Origin of the sequence: Pigmentiphaga litoralis (genome assembly GCF_014651835.1) — a bacterium.
In the GTDB taxonomy this organism is placed as follows: Bacteria; Pseudomonadota; Gammaproteobacteria; order Burkholderiales; family Burkholderiaceae_B; genus Pigmentiphaga; species Pigmentiphaga litoralis.
In genome coordinates this window covers 1,346,720-1,361,859 of record NZ_BMXQ01000001.1, presented here as the reverse complement: position 1 = coordinate 1,361,859, position 15,140 = coordinate 1,346,720, and the positions used below count along the sequence as shown (strand labels likewise).

General features: G+C 66.4%; 11 protein-coding genes. 4 read left to right on the top strand and 7 right to left on the bottom strand.

Annotated features, from left to right (window positions below):
- Positions 1–104: 104 nt before the first annotated feature.
- Positions 105–1,016, bottom strand: coding sequence for a LysR family transcriptional regulator (locus IE116_RS05970; protein WP_189610660.1), 912 nt, complete (start codon positions 1,014–1,016; stop codon positions 105–107).
- A 102-nt stretch (positions 1,017–1,118) separates the two neighbouring features.
- Between IE116_RS05970 and IE116_RS05965 the strand changes: the two genes are divergently transcribed.
- The 3 genes from IE116_RS05965 to IE116_RS05955 are packed head-to-tail and all read left to right on the top strand — an operon-like array spanning position 1,119 to position 4,139.
- Positions 1,119–2,033: an SDR family NAD(P)-dependent oxidoreductase gene (locus tag IE116_RS05965; RefSeq protein WP_189610658.1), complete on the top strand. Its 915-nt coding sequence runs from the start codon at positions 1,119–1,121 to the stop codon at positions 2,031–2,033.
- Between the two features lie 7 nt (positions 2,034–2,040).
- Positions 2,041–2,919, top strand: a complete 879-nt coding sequence (locus IE116_RS05960; RefSeq protein ID WP_189610656.1) for a MaoC family dehydratase — start codon at positions 2,041–2,043, stop codon at positions 2,917–2,919.
- A complete protein-coding gene (locus IE116_RS05955) occupies positions 2,916–4,139 on the top strand; it encodes a CaiB/BaiF CoA transferase family protein (protein ID WP_189610654.1) in 1,224 nt (407 codons plus the stop codon). Before IE116_RS05960 ends, IE116_RS05955 begins: the two co-directional genes overlap by 4 nt.
- A 7-nt stretch (positions 4,140–4,146) precedes the next feature.
- Here the strand turns inward: IE116_RS05955 and IE116_RS05950 are convergent, their stop codons facing one another.
- From IE116_RS05950 to IE116_RS05935, 4 genes are read right to left on the bottom strand one after another with little or no spacing between them, the layout of a single operon-like run.
- On the bottom strand, positions 4,147–5,073 hold the full coding sequence (locus IE116_RS05950; protein WP_189610652.1) for an ABC transporter permease: 927 nt from the start codon (positions 5,071–5,073) through the stop codon (positions 4,147–4,149).
- Positions 5,073–6,149 carry an ABC transporter permease gene (locus IE116_RS05945; protein ID WP_189610650.1) on the bottom strand — a complete coding sequence of 359 codons (1,077 nt, stop codon included), beginning with the start codon at positions 6,147–6,149 and terminating at the stop codon, positions 5,073–5,075. The genes IE116_RS05950 and IE116_RS05945 overlap by 1 nt, the downstream gene beginning before the upstream one ends.
- A complete protein-coding gene (locus tag IE116_RS05940) occupies positions 6,146–7,663 on the bottom strand; it encodes an ABC transporter ATP-binding protein (protein WP_189610648.1) in 1,518 nt (505 codons plus the stop codon). The genes IE116_RS05945 and IE116_RS05940 overlap by 4 nt, the downstream gene beginning before the upstream one ends.
- Positions 7,664–7,712: 49 nt before the next feature.
- Positions 7,713–8,774 (bottom strand): BMP family protein, encoded by a 1,062-nt coding sequence (locus IE116_RS05935; protein ID WP_189610646.1) that lies wholly within the window; start codon positions 8,772–8,774, stop codon positions 7,713–7,715.
- Positions 8,775–9,349: 575 nt separating this feature from the next.
- Here IE116_RS05935 and IE116_RS05930 point away from each other — a divergent pair.
- Positions 9,350–9,982 carry a TetR/AcrR family transcriptional regulator gene (locus tag IE116_RS05930; protein WP_189610645.1) on the top strand — a complete coding sequence of 211 codons (633 nt, stop codon included), beginning with the start codon at positions 9,350–9,352 and terminating at the stop codon, positions 9,980–9,982.
- 47 nt (positions 9,983–10,029) lie between these two features.
- Here the strand turns inward: IE116_RS05930 and IE116_RS05925 are convergent, their stop codons facing one another.
- A complete protein-coding gene (locus tag IE116_RS05925) occupies positions 10,030–12,345 on the bottom strand; it encodes a bifunctional diguanylate cyclase/phosphodiesterase (RefSeq protein WP_189610642.1) in 2,316 nt (771 codons plus the stop codon).
- Between the two features lie 118 nt (positions 12,346–12,463).
- Positions 12,464–15,007: a hybrid sensor histidine kinase/response regulator gene (locus tag IE116_RS05920; protein ID WP_189610640.1), complete on the bottom strand. Its 2,544-nt coding sequence runs from the start codon at positions 15,005–15,007 to the stop codon at positions 12,464–12,466.
- Positions 15,008–15,140 lie beyond the last annotated feature (133 nt).

The following is a 15,140-nucleotide window of genomic DNA, read 5'->3' as shown; positions in this document are numbered from 1 at the left end:
GGCAAGGGGCGGATTCGTATCTGCGGAAGCCCCTCGTCGTTTGCGGCCAACCCCCGCGTCTTCCCGCAGCGGGATGACCCTGGGTCGGGGTCGCGCCTGCGAGGTCAACGCGGCGAAGGATCAGCCTGTGTCGCCCGCATGATGTGCTGGATGAAATCCTCGGCAAAGCGGGGCAGGTCGCGGCCGCGCTGCCGGCACAGCAGGCGGTCGCGCAGGGCCCACTCGTCGGCGAGCGGGACGACCTTCAAGGCTTGCGGGCGGCTGTAACGCGCGGCGCAGGCGCGGGGCACGATGGCGATGCCGGCGCCGGCTTCGACCATGCGGCACACGGCTTCGAAGCTGCCCACGTGCACGCGCTGGTTCACCCGCTTGCCCAAGCCGGATGCAATGTCTTCCAGGAAGGTCTGGATCGCGCTGTCCGGATGGATGCCGACAAACTGATAGTGCTCGAGCAGGTCGGCAAACTGCACGCGGGGCTCCGACGCCAGCGGATGCGTGAGCGAGGTCACCACCGCCAGTTCGTCGCGGAACAACGGGTACACATCCAGGCCGTCGCTGCTGATGGTGCCCGAGACGATCCCCAGGTCACCCGCGCCCGCGCGCAAGGCCAGCACGATGTCGACCGACGATTTTTCGGTCAGCTCGATATCGACATCCGGATGTTCCGGCAGGAAGGTGGACAGGGCGTCGGCCAGAAAGGAATTGGTGGCGGTGGTGTTCGCCAGCAGGCGCAGGCGGCCCTTCACGCCGCGGGTATAGGGCTGCAGGTCGGCGTTCAGGCATTCGAGCTGGCTGAAGATGGCGCGGGCATGGTGCAGCAGCACTTCGCCGGCCGGCGTCAACGACACACCGGTGGCAAGACGCACCAGCAGACGGGCCTTGAAGCCTTCTTCCATGTTCTTGATACGTGCGCTGGCGGCGGGTAGCGACAGGAAGGTGCGCTCGGCGGCGCGGGTCAGATTCCGGGTCTCGCCTACGTTCACGAACAGCCGCAGGTCGGTCAGGTCATGTCTCATGTTCCACCACGCAAAAGGGGGGCATTCTTATTCTTGAATGCTTGAATGTCTGCCGTTGAATCTACCATGCGTCAAAACGTGGTCAGACAGGAGACGCAGTCCATGAGCGATATCGTTGCAGGCAAGGTGGTGGTGGTGACGGGGGCGGGGGGTGGCATCGGCCGCAGCGTGGCGCTGGCGATGGCGGCATCGGGCGCGCGGGTCATCGTCAACGACATCGGTGTATCGCTGGCAGGGGAAGGCGGCGGGGACGGCCCCGCGCAGCAGGTGGTGGCCGAGATCCGCGCGGCCGGTGGCGAGGCGGTGGCCAACACCGACAGCGTGGCGTCATCGGAAGGCGCCAACCGGATCGTACAGACCGCGATCGACCACTTTGGCCGGATCGATGCCATCGTCAACAATGCCGGCAACCTGCGTGACCGCGTCTTTCACAAGATGAACGAAGACGAATGGCGCCAGGTGATCGACGTGCACCTGCATGGCGCCTTCTTTGTGAGCCGCGCGGCCGCGCCATTCTTTCGCGAACAGGAGTCCGGCGCGTTTGTGCACATGACGTCCACATCGGGCCTGATCGGCAACCTGGGCCAGGCCAACTACGCGGCCGCCAAACTTGGCGTGGTGGCGCTGTCGAAATCGATTGCGCTGGACATGTCCCGCTACAACGTACGGTCCAACTGCATTGCGCCGTTCGCGTGGAGCCGCATGACCAGCTCGATTCCGGCGGATACCCCCGAGGCCCGGGCACGGGTCGAAAAGCTCAAGAAGATGGAGCCCGGCAAGGTCGCGCCGCTCGCCGTCTACCTGGCCAGTGATGCCGCGCGTGACGTGACGGCGCAGCTGTTCGCGGTGCGCGCCAACGAGATCATGCTGTTCAGCCAGCCACGGCCGATCCGGTCGGTGCATCTGAGCGAAGGCTGGACGCCGGAATCGATCGCCGATGTCGCAATCCCGTCCATGCGCAAACAATTCTTCGCCCTCGAACGATCGCCGGACGTGATCGACTGGGATCCGATCTGAGCCCATCATGCCCCTGGATTACGCGACCCTGAAACACTGGGAATTTCCCGACGTGCCGCAGCGGTATGCGGCGAAAGACACCATGTTGTATGCCCTGGGGATCGGCCTGGGCGAGGACCCGTCAGACACCCGGCAACTGCGCTATGTGTATGAAGACGGCCTGGCGGCGTTTCCGACCATGAGCGTGGTGCTGGGCTATCCTGGCTTCTGGATGCGCGATCCGCGCGCCGGGATCGACTGGGTGCGGCTGGTGCATGGCGAACAGCGCCTGCGCATCCACGCGCCCCTGCCACCCGAAGGCGAGGTGGTGGGCCGAAGCCGCATCACCCATGTCATCGACAAGGGTGCCGACAAGGGAGCCATTGTGGTTGTCGAACGCAACGTGTTGAACTCAAACGGCGTCTGCCTGGCGACGCTGACGCAATCCACCTTCTGCCGCGGGGATGGCGGGTTTGGCCAGGGGGACGCCCCTGCGCCGCCGCTGCTTGCAACGCCCGACCGCGCCGCCGACGCCTCGGCCAGCCTGCCGGTATCACCGCGCGCCGCATTGATCTATCGCCTGAGCGCCGACCCCAATCCCTTGCATGTGGACCCGGCGGTGGCGCAGGCGGCAGGCTATCCGCGTCCCATCCTGCATGGACTGGCCTCGTTCGGCATGGCCGCGCATGCGATCGTGCGCGAGCGCTGCGACTACGACGCGAGCCGGCTGCGCCAGCTGGACGCGCGTTTTTCGTCGCCGGTGTATCCCGGCGAAACACTGGTGTTCGATCTGTGGGATGACGGGCCGGGTGTCGTGCGCTTTCGCGCGCGGGTGGCTGAACGCGATGTGGTGGCGCTGAGCCACGGGACCGCGGCGTTCGATCTATCCACGCAGGAGGCCGCATGACCGCCCGCCGCGCGCCGCTCGACGGCGTTCGTGTGCTGGACTTGAGCCGTATCCTGGCCGGGCCCTGGTGCACGCAGAACCTGGCCGACCTGGGCGCCGACGTGATCAAGGTGGAACGGCCCGGCGCGGGCGACGACACCCGTGGCTGGGGTCCGCCCTACATGAAGGATGCGGCCGGCGAGGACACGACAGAGGCGGCCTACTACCTGAGCACCAACCGCAACAAGCGGTCGATCGAGATCGACATGGCCACGCCGGAAGGTGCGCAGGTGCTGCGCGAGATGGCCTGCCAGTGCGACGTCGTGGTCGAGAACTTCAAGGTGGGCGGGCTGGCTCGCTACGGTCTCGACTATGCAACGTTGAGCGCGCTCAACCCTGCACTGGTGTATTGCTCGATCACCGGCTTCGGGCAGGACGGCCCTTACGCCACCCGCCCCGGGTACGACTTCATGATCCAGGGCATGGGCGGCCTCATGAGCATCACTGGCGAGCGCGACGGCCTGCCGGGTGCGGGTCCACAAAAGGCTGGCGTGGCCGTGACCGACATCGTCACCGGCATGTATGCCAGCGTGGCCATCCTGGCCGCCTTGACCGAACGCAGCCGCAGCGGGCTGGGCCAGCATCTGGATATCGCCTTGCTCGATTGCCATGTCGCCTTGCTGGCGAACCAGAACTCCAATTTCTTTACGAGCGGGGTGGCGCCGCAGCGGGCCGGCAATGCGCACCAGAATGTCGTGCCCTACCAGGTGTTCGCCGCGGCCGATGGTCACCTGATCGTTGCGACGGGCAACGATAGCCAGTATCGGGCCTACTGCCGCGCCATCGGCGCGCCGGAACTGGCCGAAGACGAACGTTTCATCGACAACCGGCGGCGGGTCATCAATCGTGATGTGCTGGTCGGCCTGCTGACCGACATCATGCAGCAGGGCCGGCGAGACGACTGGCTCGCCCGGCTCGAAGCGGTGGGCGTGCCGTGTGGACCGATCAACGACATCGGCCAGGTGTTCGACGATCCGCAGGTCAAGGCGCGCGGGCTGCGTGTCGACATGCCCCATCCGGCCGGGACCACTGCGCCGGTCACGGCCAGTCCGCTGCGGTTCTCGGCGATGCCGGTGGAATACCGCCACGCGCCGCCCAGATTGGGCGAGCACACGGCGCAGGTGCTGGCCGAAGTGCTCGGGATGGATGACGCCGAGCGGCGCCGGCGCCTGGGCAAGTGAGCTTGCCTCACCCCTGTCGGAACGGTTTTCCGATCGCCGCCGGCAGCCGCGCCGACCGGCCCAGGCCGGCCAGCACGGCCAGCGCCGCCAGGTAGGGCAGCATCTGGATCACATACGACGACACGGGCAGGCTGAAGGCCTGCACGCGCAACGACAGTGCCTCGGCCGCGCCAAACACCAGGCACGCGGCCAGGGTGCCCAGCGGCATCCATCGGCCCACGATGATCGCGGCCAGCACCAGATAGCCGCGGCCACTGGTCATGCCGTCGGTAAAGGTGCCCACCTGCTGCAAGGACAGCACCGCGCCGGCCAGTCCCGCAAAGGCGCCGCCGGCCACGATGGCCGCCATGCGCACCCGATCCGGCCGCGCGCCGGCCGCAAAGGCGGCCTGCGGGTTCTCGCCCACGGCCCGCAGCGTGAGGCCCGCGCGCGTGCGAAACAGGAACACCGACACCGGCACGATCGCCAGCACCGTGAAGTAGGTCAGCGGCGGCTGGGTAAACAGCAGGGGCCCGATCACGGGCAGGTCGGACAGGTAGGGCACCGACCAGGCCTGCAGTGTCGGGATGCGGATCACCGGCGCCTGGCCCTGGCCGACCAGCGCGCGCAGCATGAAGCTGGTCAGGCCCAGCGCCAGAATGTTCGATGCGATGCCCGTCACCATGTGTTCGGTATGGAAGCGGACCGTGGCGGTGGCCACCAGCAGGGCCAGGCCCATGCCGCCAAGCGCCGCGGCCACCAGGCCCCAGCCGATGTGGCCCAACAGAAAAGTGCCGATCACGCCAAAGAAGGCGCCGGTCAGCATCTGTCCTTCCAGGCCCACGGCGAACGTGCCGCTGCGCTCCGACAGGATGCCGCCCAGGGCGGCCAGCGCCAGCGGCGTGGCGATACGGATGCAGGCTGCAAGAAAGTCGGTGACGAATAGCGCGTCCATCAGATCTTCTCCGCGTCGGACCGGCCGATGGCGCACAGCACGAACACCATCGTCAGGCCCTGGATCACCAGCACCAGCGAGGACGGCACGCCAATCTGGCGCTGCATGGCCAGCGCGCCGGTTTCAAGAAAGCCGAAGAACAGCGCGGCCGGCAGGACATACAGGGGATTGAGCGCGCCCATCAGCGCGATGGCCACGGCGTTGAAACCAAAACCCGCCGAAAAGCCTTCAATCAGCCGGTAATGCACCCCGAGGCATTCGATGGCGCCTGCAAGTCCGGCCAATGCACCGGCGGATGCCATCAACCCGAACACCGCGCGGCCCGCCGACACGCCTGCATATCGGGCAGCAGAGGGGCTTGCGCCCACCAGCCGCCAGCGAAAACCGAGCGTGGTTCGCCAAAGCAGGAAGCTGGCGGCCAGCGCGGCCACCACCGCCAGAAGAATGCCGATGTGCAGATCGGTGCCGGGAATCAGCTTGGGCAGCCACGCGGCGCTTTCGAACAAAGGGGTTTGCGGAAAGCCCGCGCCGACTTCCCCCAACTCGCCGTGCAACACTTCGGCCACGATCAGCAGCGCGACGAAATTCATCAGGAGCGTCACCAGCACTTCATGCACGCCGCGCGTAATGCGGATGGTGGCCGCGATGCCCGCCCACCCTGCGCCGCCCAGGGCGCCGGCCGCCAGGCACAGCGGAATGAGGGCCCAGGCCGGCAGAGTGCCCCAGGTCAGCGCCACCACCGCGGCGCCGATACCGCCGATCGCAAGCTGCCCCTCGGCGCCGATGTTGATGACCTGTCCGCGAAAGCACAACGCAATGCCGACTGCGCACAGCAGATAGGGCGTGGTTTTGTTGAGACCGACAACCACCCGGTCCCAGGATCCGAAGGCGCCCATGACCATGTGACCATAGGCGTCGATGGGGTTCTTGCCCGCCATCAGGATCAGCATGGAGGTGATGACCAGCGCCAGCACAATGGATGCGACAGCGCGCAGCAAAGGCTGGGCGCGGCGCGCCGCGCCAAGGAAACGTCCCGCGCCCAGCGGGCGGGGCGAGGGAGAAGCGAGTGTGTTCATGCCACCTTCTTGCTGGCGCTGCCGGCAAGCGCCAGGCCAAGTCGTTCGATATCCGCATCCTTGCGGTCCAGCATGTCCACCAGGCTGCCTTCGGACAGCACCGCGATGCGGTCGCCCACCGCCAGCACCTCTTCAAGTTCGGACGAAATGTAGATGACCGCGCCGCCCGCATCGCGCAGCGCCAGCACCTGCTGGATTACGAAGCGCGTCGAGTCCGGGTCCAGGCCCCAGGTCGGCTGAAAGGCGATCAGGATGTCCGGGGCGCGGCCGATCTCGCGGGCCAGCGCGACCTTCTGCTGGTTGCCGCCCGACAGCGTGCGGGCCGCCACCATCGAGGACGCGGCGCGCACGTTGAACCGCGCGAGCCGTTCATTGGCAATGCGCCGCGCCGCGCCCCGATCGATCACGCCGCCGCGTGAATAGGGCGCTTGGTCGGCGTCGCGCAGCATCAGGTTGTCTTCCAGGCTCATGGCCTGGACCAGGCTGGTGCCCGACCGGTCGGCCGGCAGGTAGGCAATGCCGGCAGCCAGCCGTGAACGGGCATGGCCGCGGGTAATGTCCACGCCGTCCAGGAACAGGGCGCCACCACTTGCGCGGGTGATGCCCGCCAGCGTATCGGCCAGTTCACCCTGGCCGTTGCCGTCGATACCGGCAATGGCCAGGACTTCGCCGGCCCTGAGCGTGAAGCTCACGTCTTTGAGCCGTTGTGCGCCGCTGGCATCCCGTGCGCCCAGTCCTTCGACTCGCAGGCGTTCGCGGCCCGGTGGAGACTCGGCACGCGCCGCGGCAGGCGCCGGGTCGCGACCCACCATCAGGCGCGCCAGCGACTGGCGTGTCGCACCCTGCGTGGACTGCGCGCCCACGACCTGGCCATCGCGCAGCACCACCACCTGATCGGCGACTTCCAGCATCTCGCCCAGCTTGTGGGTGATGAAAATGACGGCGCGGCCTTCGGCGCGAAACCGCTTGAGAAAGTCCAACAGTTGCGCGATCTCGGGCGGCGACAGGATGGAGGTCGGCTCGTCCAGAATCAGCAGGTCGGCCCCGCGCAGGATCGCCTTCAGGATTTCGACCCGCTGCTTTTCGCCCAGGGCGAGCGATTCGACACGGGCCCCCGGGTCGATCGACAGGCCATAGCGCTCACCTGCCTCGCGAATGCGTTGAGCCATGGCCGCGGGCGCCAGCCAGGCGCCCCCGCCATGCATGCCCAGCAACAGGTTTTCGGTCACGGTCATCGCCTCGACCAGCGTGAAGTGCTGGTGGATCATGGCAATGCCGGCGTCGAGCGCGCCCTTGGGCGAGCCCACGGCCATTTCCCGTCCCTGATACACGATGCCGCCCGTGTCGGGCCGCACCATGCCGAACAGGATCTTCATCAACGTGCTTTTGCCCGATCCGTTCTCGCCCAGCAGCCCGACGATTTCGCCCCGTTGGACGGTCAGGTCAATGTTGCGATTGGCGCGCACCGCGCCGTAGGTCTTGGAGATGCCGCGCATCTCCAGCATGGTCGACATGGTGTGCGTGCTCGTGTAATTGAAAGATGAAAGCGGACCGGGCACAAGATCAGACGCCGCCGCGCGCGTCTTCTTTCTTCACGTCGAGCTTGAGCGCACCCGACGCAAACTTCTTCTTGATCGCTTCCAGTTCGGCGACCACTTCCTTGGGCACGCCCTTGCCATACGGCGTGTCCTTGGCAAACATCAGTTCGGCGCCCGGGCCGCCCGCCGCTTCATAGCCGTACATGGTCAGGCCCGGCTTGAGCTTGCCGGCCGATGCGTCGCGCGTGGCGGCCAGGTACATGTCGGGCCACTTTTCGACGATGGTCGTCACGACCTGATCGGGCGCCATTTCGGCATGCGCGAACGACCGGCCGCTGGTGTAGACCTTCTTTTCCTTGGCGGCCTGCACGATGCCGTTCTGGCCGGCGTTGAGCTTGCCGAACACGAAGTCGGCGCCGCCCGAGATCAACGCCAGCGCGGCTTCCTTGGCCATGGCGGCGTCTTCCATGTCCTTGATGTAGATGACCTTGACCTCGGCCGTGGGCTTGACGCTCTTGACGCCCTGGCGAAAGCCGCCGACCTGCTGGACCACGTTGGGCAGGCCTTCTAGACCGTTGACCGAGCCGACCTTGTTGCTCTTGGACAGACGCGCGGCCAGCACGCCCATCATGTAGCCCATCTGCGCATTGTCGTAGTCGACCGAGACCACGTTCTTGCCCGCGCCCGCACCGCCCGACCCGATGATGAACGTGACCTTTTCAAATTCCGGACCCACGCGTTGCGCGGCCGACAGGAAGCTGCCCGAGTGTCCGATGATGGACGTATAGCCGCGGCGCGCGTAGTCCTTCATGGCCTCGATGCGGTCGGCGGGCGCCACGTTCTCCGAGAACGCCACGTCATCGCCTGCTGCCTTCAGTTTGCCCACCGCGCCAAAGCCCGCGGCGTTCCAGCTCTGATCGTTGATCGATCCGGGCAGCAGCATGGCGACCTTGTCGGCGGCGCGCGCTTGCGGCGCAAAGGCCGTGGCCGCTGCGGCCGCCACGATGACGGCGGCGAACAGGCGCTGCGCGGTGAACAGGGAAGGGAGGGTCTGTGCCACGGGACGGGAAGCAGGCGAACGGGACATGGTGGTTCCTTGAAGGGACAGAGGGAGTGCCTGGAGTCGGTGCGGGCAAGGCCGTCGATGGTTGACGTCGACAACGGGTTGATGCTGACAACTCGGTGGGGCTGACAACCGGTTGGTGCTGAGAACCGGTTGGTGCTTGCAGCCATCGGCGGCCTAATTCGCGTGAATTAGCCAAAGCAGAATCCATGCCACTGGGCATGCACGAACGGCATCCGGTGGTGCGCCTGAAAACGGGCCCGCGCGGCGCACCGCGATGGCGCAATCGGGGCGGCTCATGCACCACGAACGCCCGGTTTGTCAGCCCGGGCGGGCCAATGCGGGTCCTATTGCCGCGATGCGCGCTGGCCCTGTTTTTGCTCCCAGGAAGTGTCGCGGGTCGCGCGTCGTCCATGCCGTCACGCTCAGACAGGTGAATTAGAACGCACGGCCCGCGCGGTCCTTGCAGCTGTTCCTTTACCTGTTCCTTGCGCTCGGTCCTCCTGCCAGTCCATCCCTGGGTGGTTGCCTTCTCTCGGCGGCCATTTCCTCGCAGTGGCCGTCTTCTTTTCATCCGTTCCGGAATCCCTTGCCCCCTGATGTCTGACCCTGCGCCGGATACTCCCACCTTGCTGATGGACGCGGCCGAAGCCCTCTTTGCCGAGCGCGGCATCGACCATGTGTCGATGCGGGAGATCGTGCGTGCCAGCGGGCAAAAGAATCTGTCGGCGGCGCACTATCACTTCGGGTCGCGCGACAGCCTGGTGGTCGCGGTGCTGGAGCGGCGTCTGCGCGAGATTGACCAGGGCCGGCATGCCCGCCTTGACCGCCTTGAAGCCTCGGGCCTGGCGCGCGACCTGCACGAATTGACGCATGCCTGCATTGCGGAACTGTGCGACCGGGTGGCCGATGCGCCGTGGGGGGCGCAGCATGTGATCGTGGCCAGCCAGGCCATGCTCAATCCGAAGTGGACCTATGAAGCGGTGATCGACCCTGCCTGCTTTTCAGCCATGACCCGGTTGGAGCGCATGGCGCGCCATCTGGCGCCCGCCATGCCCGACAGCTGCTATCAGCTTCGGATGCGGATGCTGCAGGACCAGATCCTGCATGGCGTCGCGCGATGGGTGCATCGGCACGGCACGGTCACGGCATCCAATGCCACGCAGTACCGCTACATGGTCAAGCACCTGACGGCCTTCGTCACGGCGGGGCTGGGCGCGCAGTTCGCCTGAGCGGGGCAGGGCGGCGGCAGCGCGTCAAGGCACGCCTGGATGCCAGGTCACTGTGCCGGGCTGTCCAGGTGGGCATAGGTCGATGCCAGGGGCCCGGGTCGTCCAACGTAGTAGCCCTGGATCTCGTCACAGCCCGCCGCCTTGAGCCGGTTCCACTGCGCCAGCGTTTCGACGCCTTCGGCCGTGGTGGACATGCCCAGGCTGCGCGCCAGGTCGACCACCGCACGCACGATACGCGCGGACTCTTCGTTCTCGCAGATGTCGGTCACGAACGAGATGTCGATCTTGATGCGGTCCGCCGGAAAGCGCCGCAGGTAGCTGAGTGACGAATAGCCGGTGCCGAAGTCATCGAGCGCGATGCTGACCCCGAGCAGGTGCAGCTGATCGAGGGTGGTGCGCACCTGCGCGTCTTCGCGCAGCAGCACCGTCTCGGTCATTTCCAGTTCGAGCCGATGCGCCGGCAGCCCGGCCTTGGACAGCGCGTCGCGCACGTGGCTGACAAGATCGCCGCTCAGGAACTGGCAGGCCGATACATTCACGGCCACGCGGATGGGGTCGGGCCATGTGGCTGCGGCCCGGCAGGCCTGCTCCAGCACCCAGCGGCCCATCGGAACGATCAGGCCAGTTTCTTCGGCGATAGGAATGAATTCGGAGGGCGGCGGCGCTCCCGTCCCGGGATGCTTCCAGCGCAGCAACGCTTCGAAGCCGCAGAGCGCCCCGCTCTGGTTGGCCAGCACGGGCTGGTAGAAGACCTCGAACCCTTCCGACGACAAGGCATCGCGCAGCGCCATCTCGACATTGCGACGGGCCTGCACGGCTTTCTGCATGGCCAGCTCGAACACCCGCCAGTTGCCGCGGCCGTCGGCCTTGGCGCGGTACAGGGCCAGGTCGGCGTTCTTGAGCAACTGGTCGGCGTCGGTGCCATGTTCAGGAGCCAGCGTGATGCCGACACTGGCCGTCGTTACTACCTGGTTGCCATCCAGCCTGCACGGTTCGGCAATGGCGTCGACGACGGCCTGCGCCTTGCGTTCGGCCGCCCCCGGGGTGTTGGCGTCCATCAGGATGATCGCGAATTCATCGCCGCCCAGCCGGGTGACCAGATCGTCCGGTCCCGCGCAGTCGACCAGGCGGGCCGCGATGACGCGCAGCAGGGAGTCGCCCGCCGGATGGCCCAGGGTGTCGTTGACCGACTTGAAGTAATCCAGATCGATCAGCAGCAGCGCCATGGGCCGGGTCAGCGGCGCGCCCACCAGGCCGCGCAGCCGTTCCGTGAACAGCACCCGGTTGGGCAGGCCCGTCAGCGCATCGTGCCGCGCGATATGGTTGGCGGCGTGGGTCAGCGCATGGTGGGCGTCGAGCTGTCGCCGCCCCAGCACGACGCAGGCGGCCAGGATCAGGCACAGCAGCAGGGCGGCGATCCCGATCACCAGCGCTTCGGGCCGCCATGCGGCGTCAACGGACGCAGTCGTGGTGCTGACCGCGACCGTGACCGGATAGCGTTCCAGCGCGCGAATGGCAATCAGCCGTTGCTGGCCATCGATGGGGCTGAGAAGGGCGGCAGCGCTGGCGGCGCCGGGTTGGGCAGCCGACCTGGCGAACGCCTCGCCCGTGGTCGTGGGGCCGGTGCTGGTGCCGACCGTGCCCGGAACCGGCGGATGGCGGACCAGCAGGGTCCCGTCCGAGCGGAACAAGCCAATCGCGCCGCCCTTGCCGACGTTGATGGTGCTGTAGAAACGCGCAAAGTAGTCCAGGCGCATGGCCCCCAGGATCAGGCCCAGCGCTTCGCCATCGCGCGCCGCAAACTTGCGCGCAAGGTAGATCGTCCAGCTGCCGGTGCCGCGATTTTCGACCGGCGCGCTCAGGTAGCTTTCCATGTCCGGATCGGCCATGAGCGTCTTGTAGTAATCCCGGTCGGCCACGTTGACGGGTGGCGTGGGCTGGTAGCGGCTGAAATTGCCGAGGTGCCCCTCCTGGTTGATCAGCGTCAGGGCTTCCACATAGGGCAGGCTGTCGAGCCGGTCCCGCAGCAGTCCGTAAACGTCTTGTTCGCGAATCCGGAAGTCGAAGGCTTCGGGGGTGTTGATGCCTTCGTTGCGCAGGCGCTCGACCAGGCTGGTCTGGACGGTTTCGAGGGCCTGGAAGGCCCGCTCGGTTTCCTGCGCCAGCACCAGCGCCAGATTGGCCAGTTCCTGCGATTTGCCGGCGATGACCCGGTGCTGCAGGTTCACGATCAGGGACAACGCGGCGATCAGGATGGCGGCGATGAGCGCGGCGCCGGATAGGGTGAGCCACCTGCCGGGGTGCGCGCGCCGGGCAGCCGATCCCGTCAAGGCGCGTTCAACGTGGGGCGGAGTAGCGCTCATGCAGGTGGCTTGTCAAATCCGGACCATCTATTGTGTCCTGATTCCGCCATGCTGCGTTTGGCCTGTGTAAATAAAACACTGCGGAAAAGCCCTGGGTTGCGGGCCGCGCCTCCGGCGCCTACCTGGGCAGGGCAGAGAGCCGGATCAACAGGGATGACATGTCATCGATGGTGAAGGGCTTTTGCAGCCAGGGTGCGTCGGGGATGGGCGTCTGCCGGGCGGGGTACCCGCTGGCGAACACCACATGCAGTCCATATTGCTCCCGCACCCGGGTGGCCAGTTCCACGCCGGACGTTCCCGCCAGTTCGACATCGGCCAGCAGCACATCGAAGCGCTGCGCGGCCAACAGGTCCATGGCCGCTTCGGCGGTGGCGGCACCCTCGGCCGGATAACCCAGGTAATCCAGGATCTCCAATGTCGCCGCCAGGGCGTCCGCATTGTCTTCCACGACCAGCACGCGCACCGGCGTGCCCGGCAGGCGGTGCACGGCGGGGGCATTGTTCAGCGCAAGCTGCGCCTGCTCGACGTGCTCGCGCCCGGCCAGTACATGCCGCAGCTTGCGCGCCAGGTCTTCGCGGCGGTAGGGCTTGCCCAGGAGCGCCACGCCCGGATCCAGACGTCCGCCGTGCACGATGGCGTTTTCGGTATAGCCCGATGTGAACAGCACTTCGATCCGCGGCTGCATGGCCTTGGCGCGGCGCGCCAGTTCCGGACTGCGGATCGGTCCGGGCATGACCACGTCGGTAAACAGCACGTCGATCGGCACGCCGCTGTCGATGACCGCCAGCGCGCTTTGCGCATCGTGCGCCTTCAGGACGTGGTACCCCAGCTCGACCAGCAGGTCCACCGCCGTGGCGCGCACGGCGGCGTCATCTTCCACGACCAGCACGGTTTCGGTGCCGCCGGTTGCGGCGCCTTCATACGCGGGCCGCGACACTTCTTCGACGGCATGCACCCGCGGCAGGTACATCTTGATGGTGGTGCCATGGCCGACTTCGGAATAGATCTTGAGATGCCCGCCGCTTTGTTTGACGAAGCCATAGACCATGCTCAGGCCCAGGCCCGATCCCTTGCCATCGGGTTTCGTCGTGAAGAAGGGCTCGAAGGCGCGCGCCATGACGTCTTCGGTCATGCCGCTGCCGGTGTCCGAGACGGCAATCATCACGTACTGGCCGGCAATGACCTCCTCATGCGCCGCCGCGTAGGCGTCGTCCAGGCTCGCATTGTTGGTTTCGAGCGTGATGCGGCCGTCGCCGTCCATCGCGTCGCGCGCATTGATCGCCAGATTCAGCAGCGCGTTTTCGAGCTGGTTGCGGTCGACATGCACATTCCACAGCCCACCGGCGATGACCGTTTCAAGTTCAATCGATTCACCCAGCGCGCGGCGCAGGATGTCGTCCATGTTGTTCAACAGGACCCCGGCATTCAGGACCACGGGTTCCAGCGGTTGCTTGCGCGCGAAGGACAGCAGTTGCGACGCCAGCTTGGCGCCACGCTCGACGCCGCTCATGGCCGACGCCAGACGGCGCGACGCGCGGTCGTCGGTATCCACGAACTGCCGCAGCAACTGCAGATTGCCGCCGATGACCTGCAGCACGTTGTTGAAGTCATGCGCGATGCCGCCCGTCAGCCGGCCGACCGCTTCCATTTTCAGGGCCTGGCGCCGCTGCGCTTCGCTGGCTTCAAGTTCGGCCGTGCGCTCTTCGACCAGCAGTTCCAGATGTTCGCGATGCCGCGCCAGTTCTTCCTGCGCCAGCTTGCGCTGCGTCACATCGCTGCCCTGGACGAAAATGCCTGAGACGCGGCCGTCGGGCTCGATCACGGGCTGGCACACCACGTCGACATAGCGCTGCGTGATCGGGTCGCCGCCCGCGCCGTGGAACTGCACGGGCAGGTCGATGCCGACAAAGGCCTGGCCGTCCGCAAAAGCCTTGTCCAGCATCTCGAACATGCCTTGCCCGGCCAGCTCGGGCAGGGCGACCCGGATCGGCTTGCCCAGCACGTCCTGCCGTCCGATCAGCTTGTAGTAGGCGGCGTTGGCGATCTGGTAGACGTGATTGGGCCCCTGCAGAAAGCACATGAAACCGGGCGCTTCTTCGAACAGCCGGCGCAGGTGCGATGCCTCCGCCTGAAGTACCTGGTTGGCTTCCTGCACGACCATGGCCCGTCGCAGCACGCGGCTCTGGACCGCGCCCGGCGCCGTGCTGTCGCTGTCTTCCTGGTCCATGCGGGTGGCGCGCAATTCCTTGCGCATCACCTGGATTTCGGTGATGTCTTCGGTGTGCTGCAACACGTACTCGACTTCGCCTTCGATGTCGAACAGGGGCGTGTGCGTGGCGCTCCAGTAGCGGTCTTCGATCACGTCGCCGGCATCGGTGCTGCGCGCGATCGCGTAATGGATGTAGGGCAGTTCGTCGCGCTTGCGTTGGTCGACGGCGCGGCGCAAGGAATCCTGCAGGGCCAGCCCGTTGCCATCGAGGTGGCCATTCGCATCCCGGCTCGGGAAGGCGTCAAAGATGTCCAGACCGACCAGGCCTTCCAGGGTACGACCCGTGACGCGCAAGTAGGTCTGGTTGGCCCCGACAATGACAAACCGGCGGTTCATCAAGAGGTAGGCGTTGGGCGACGCATTGAAAAGCGCTTGAAAATTGACGCCGTGCATAGAAAGTAAGGGACCTCGAGCTGATGCCAGGACAGAAACGCGGCCGCGCAATTCTATAGGCAAACGCGGCACTGGCGGGAGGACGATGTAACCGCGAAGGCCGACGTTGTGGGGTCATTGCCGAAAGATTTGC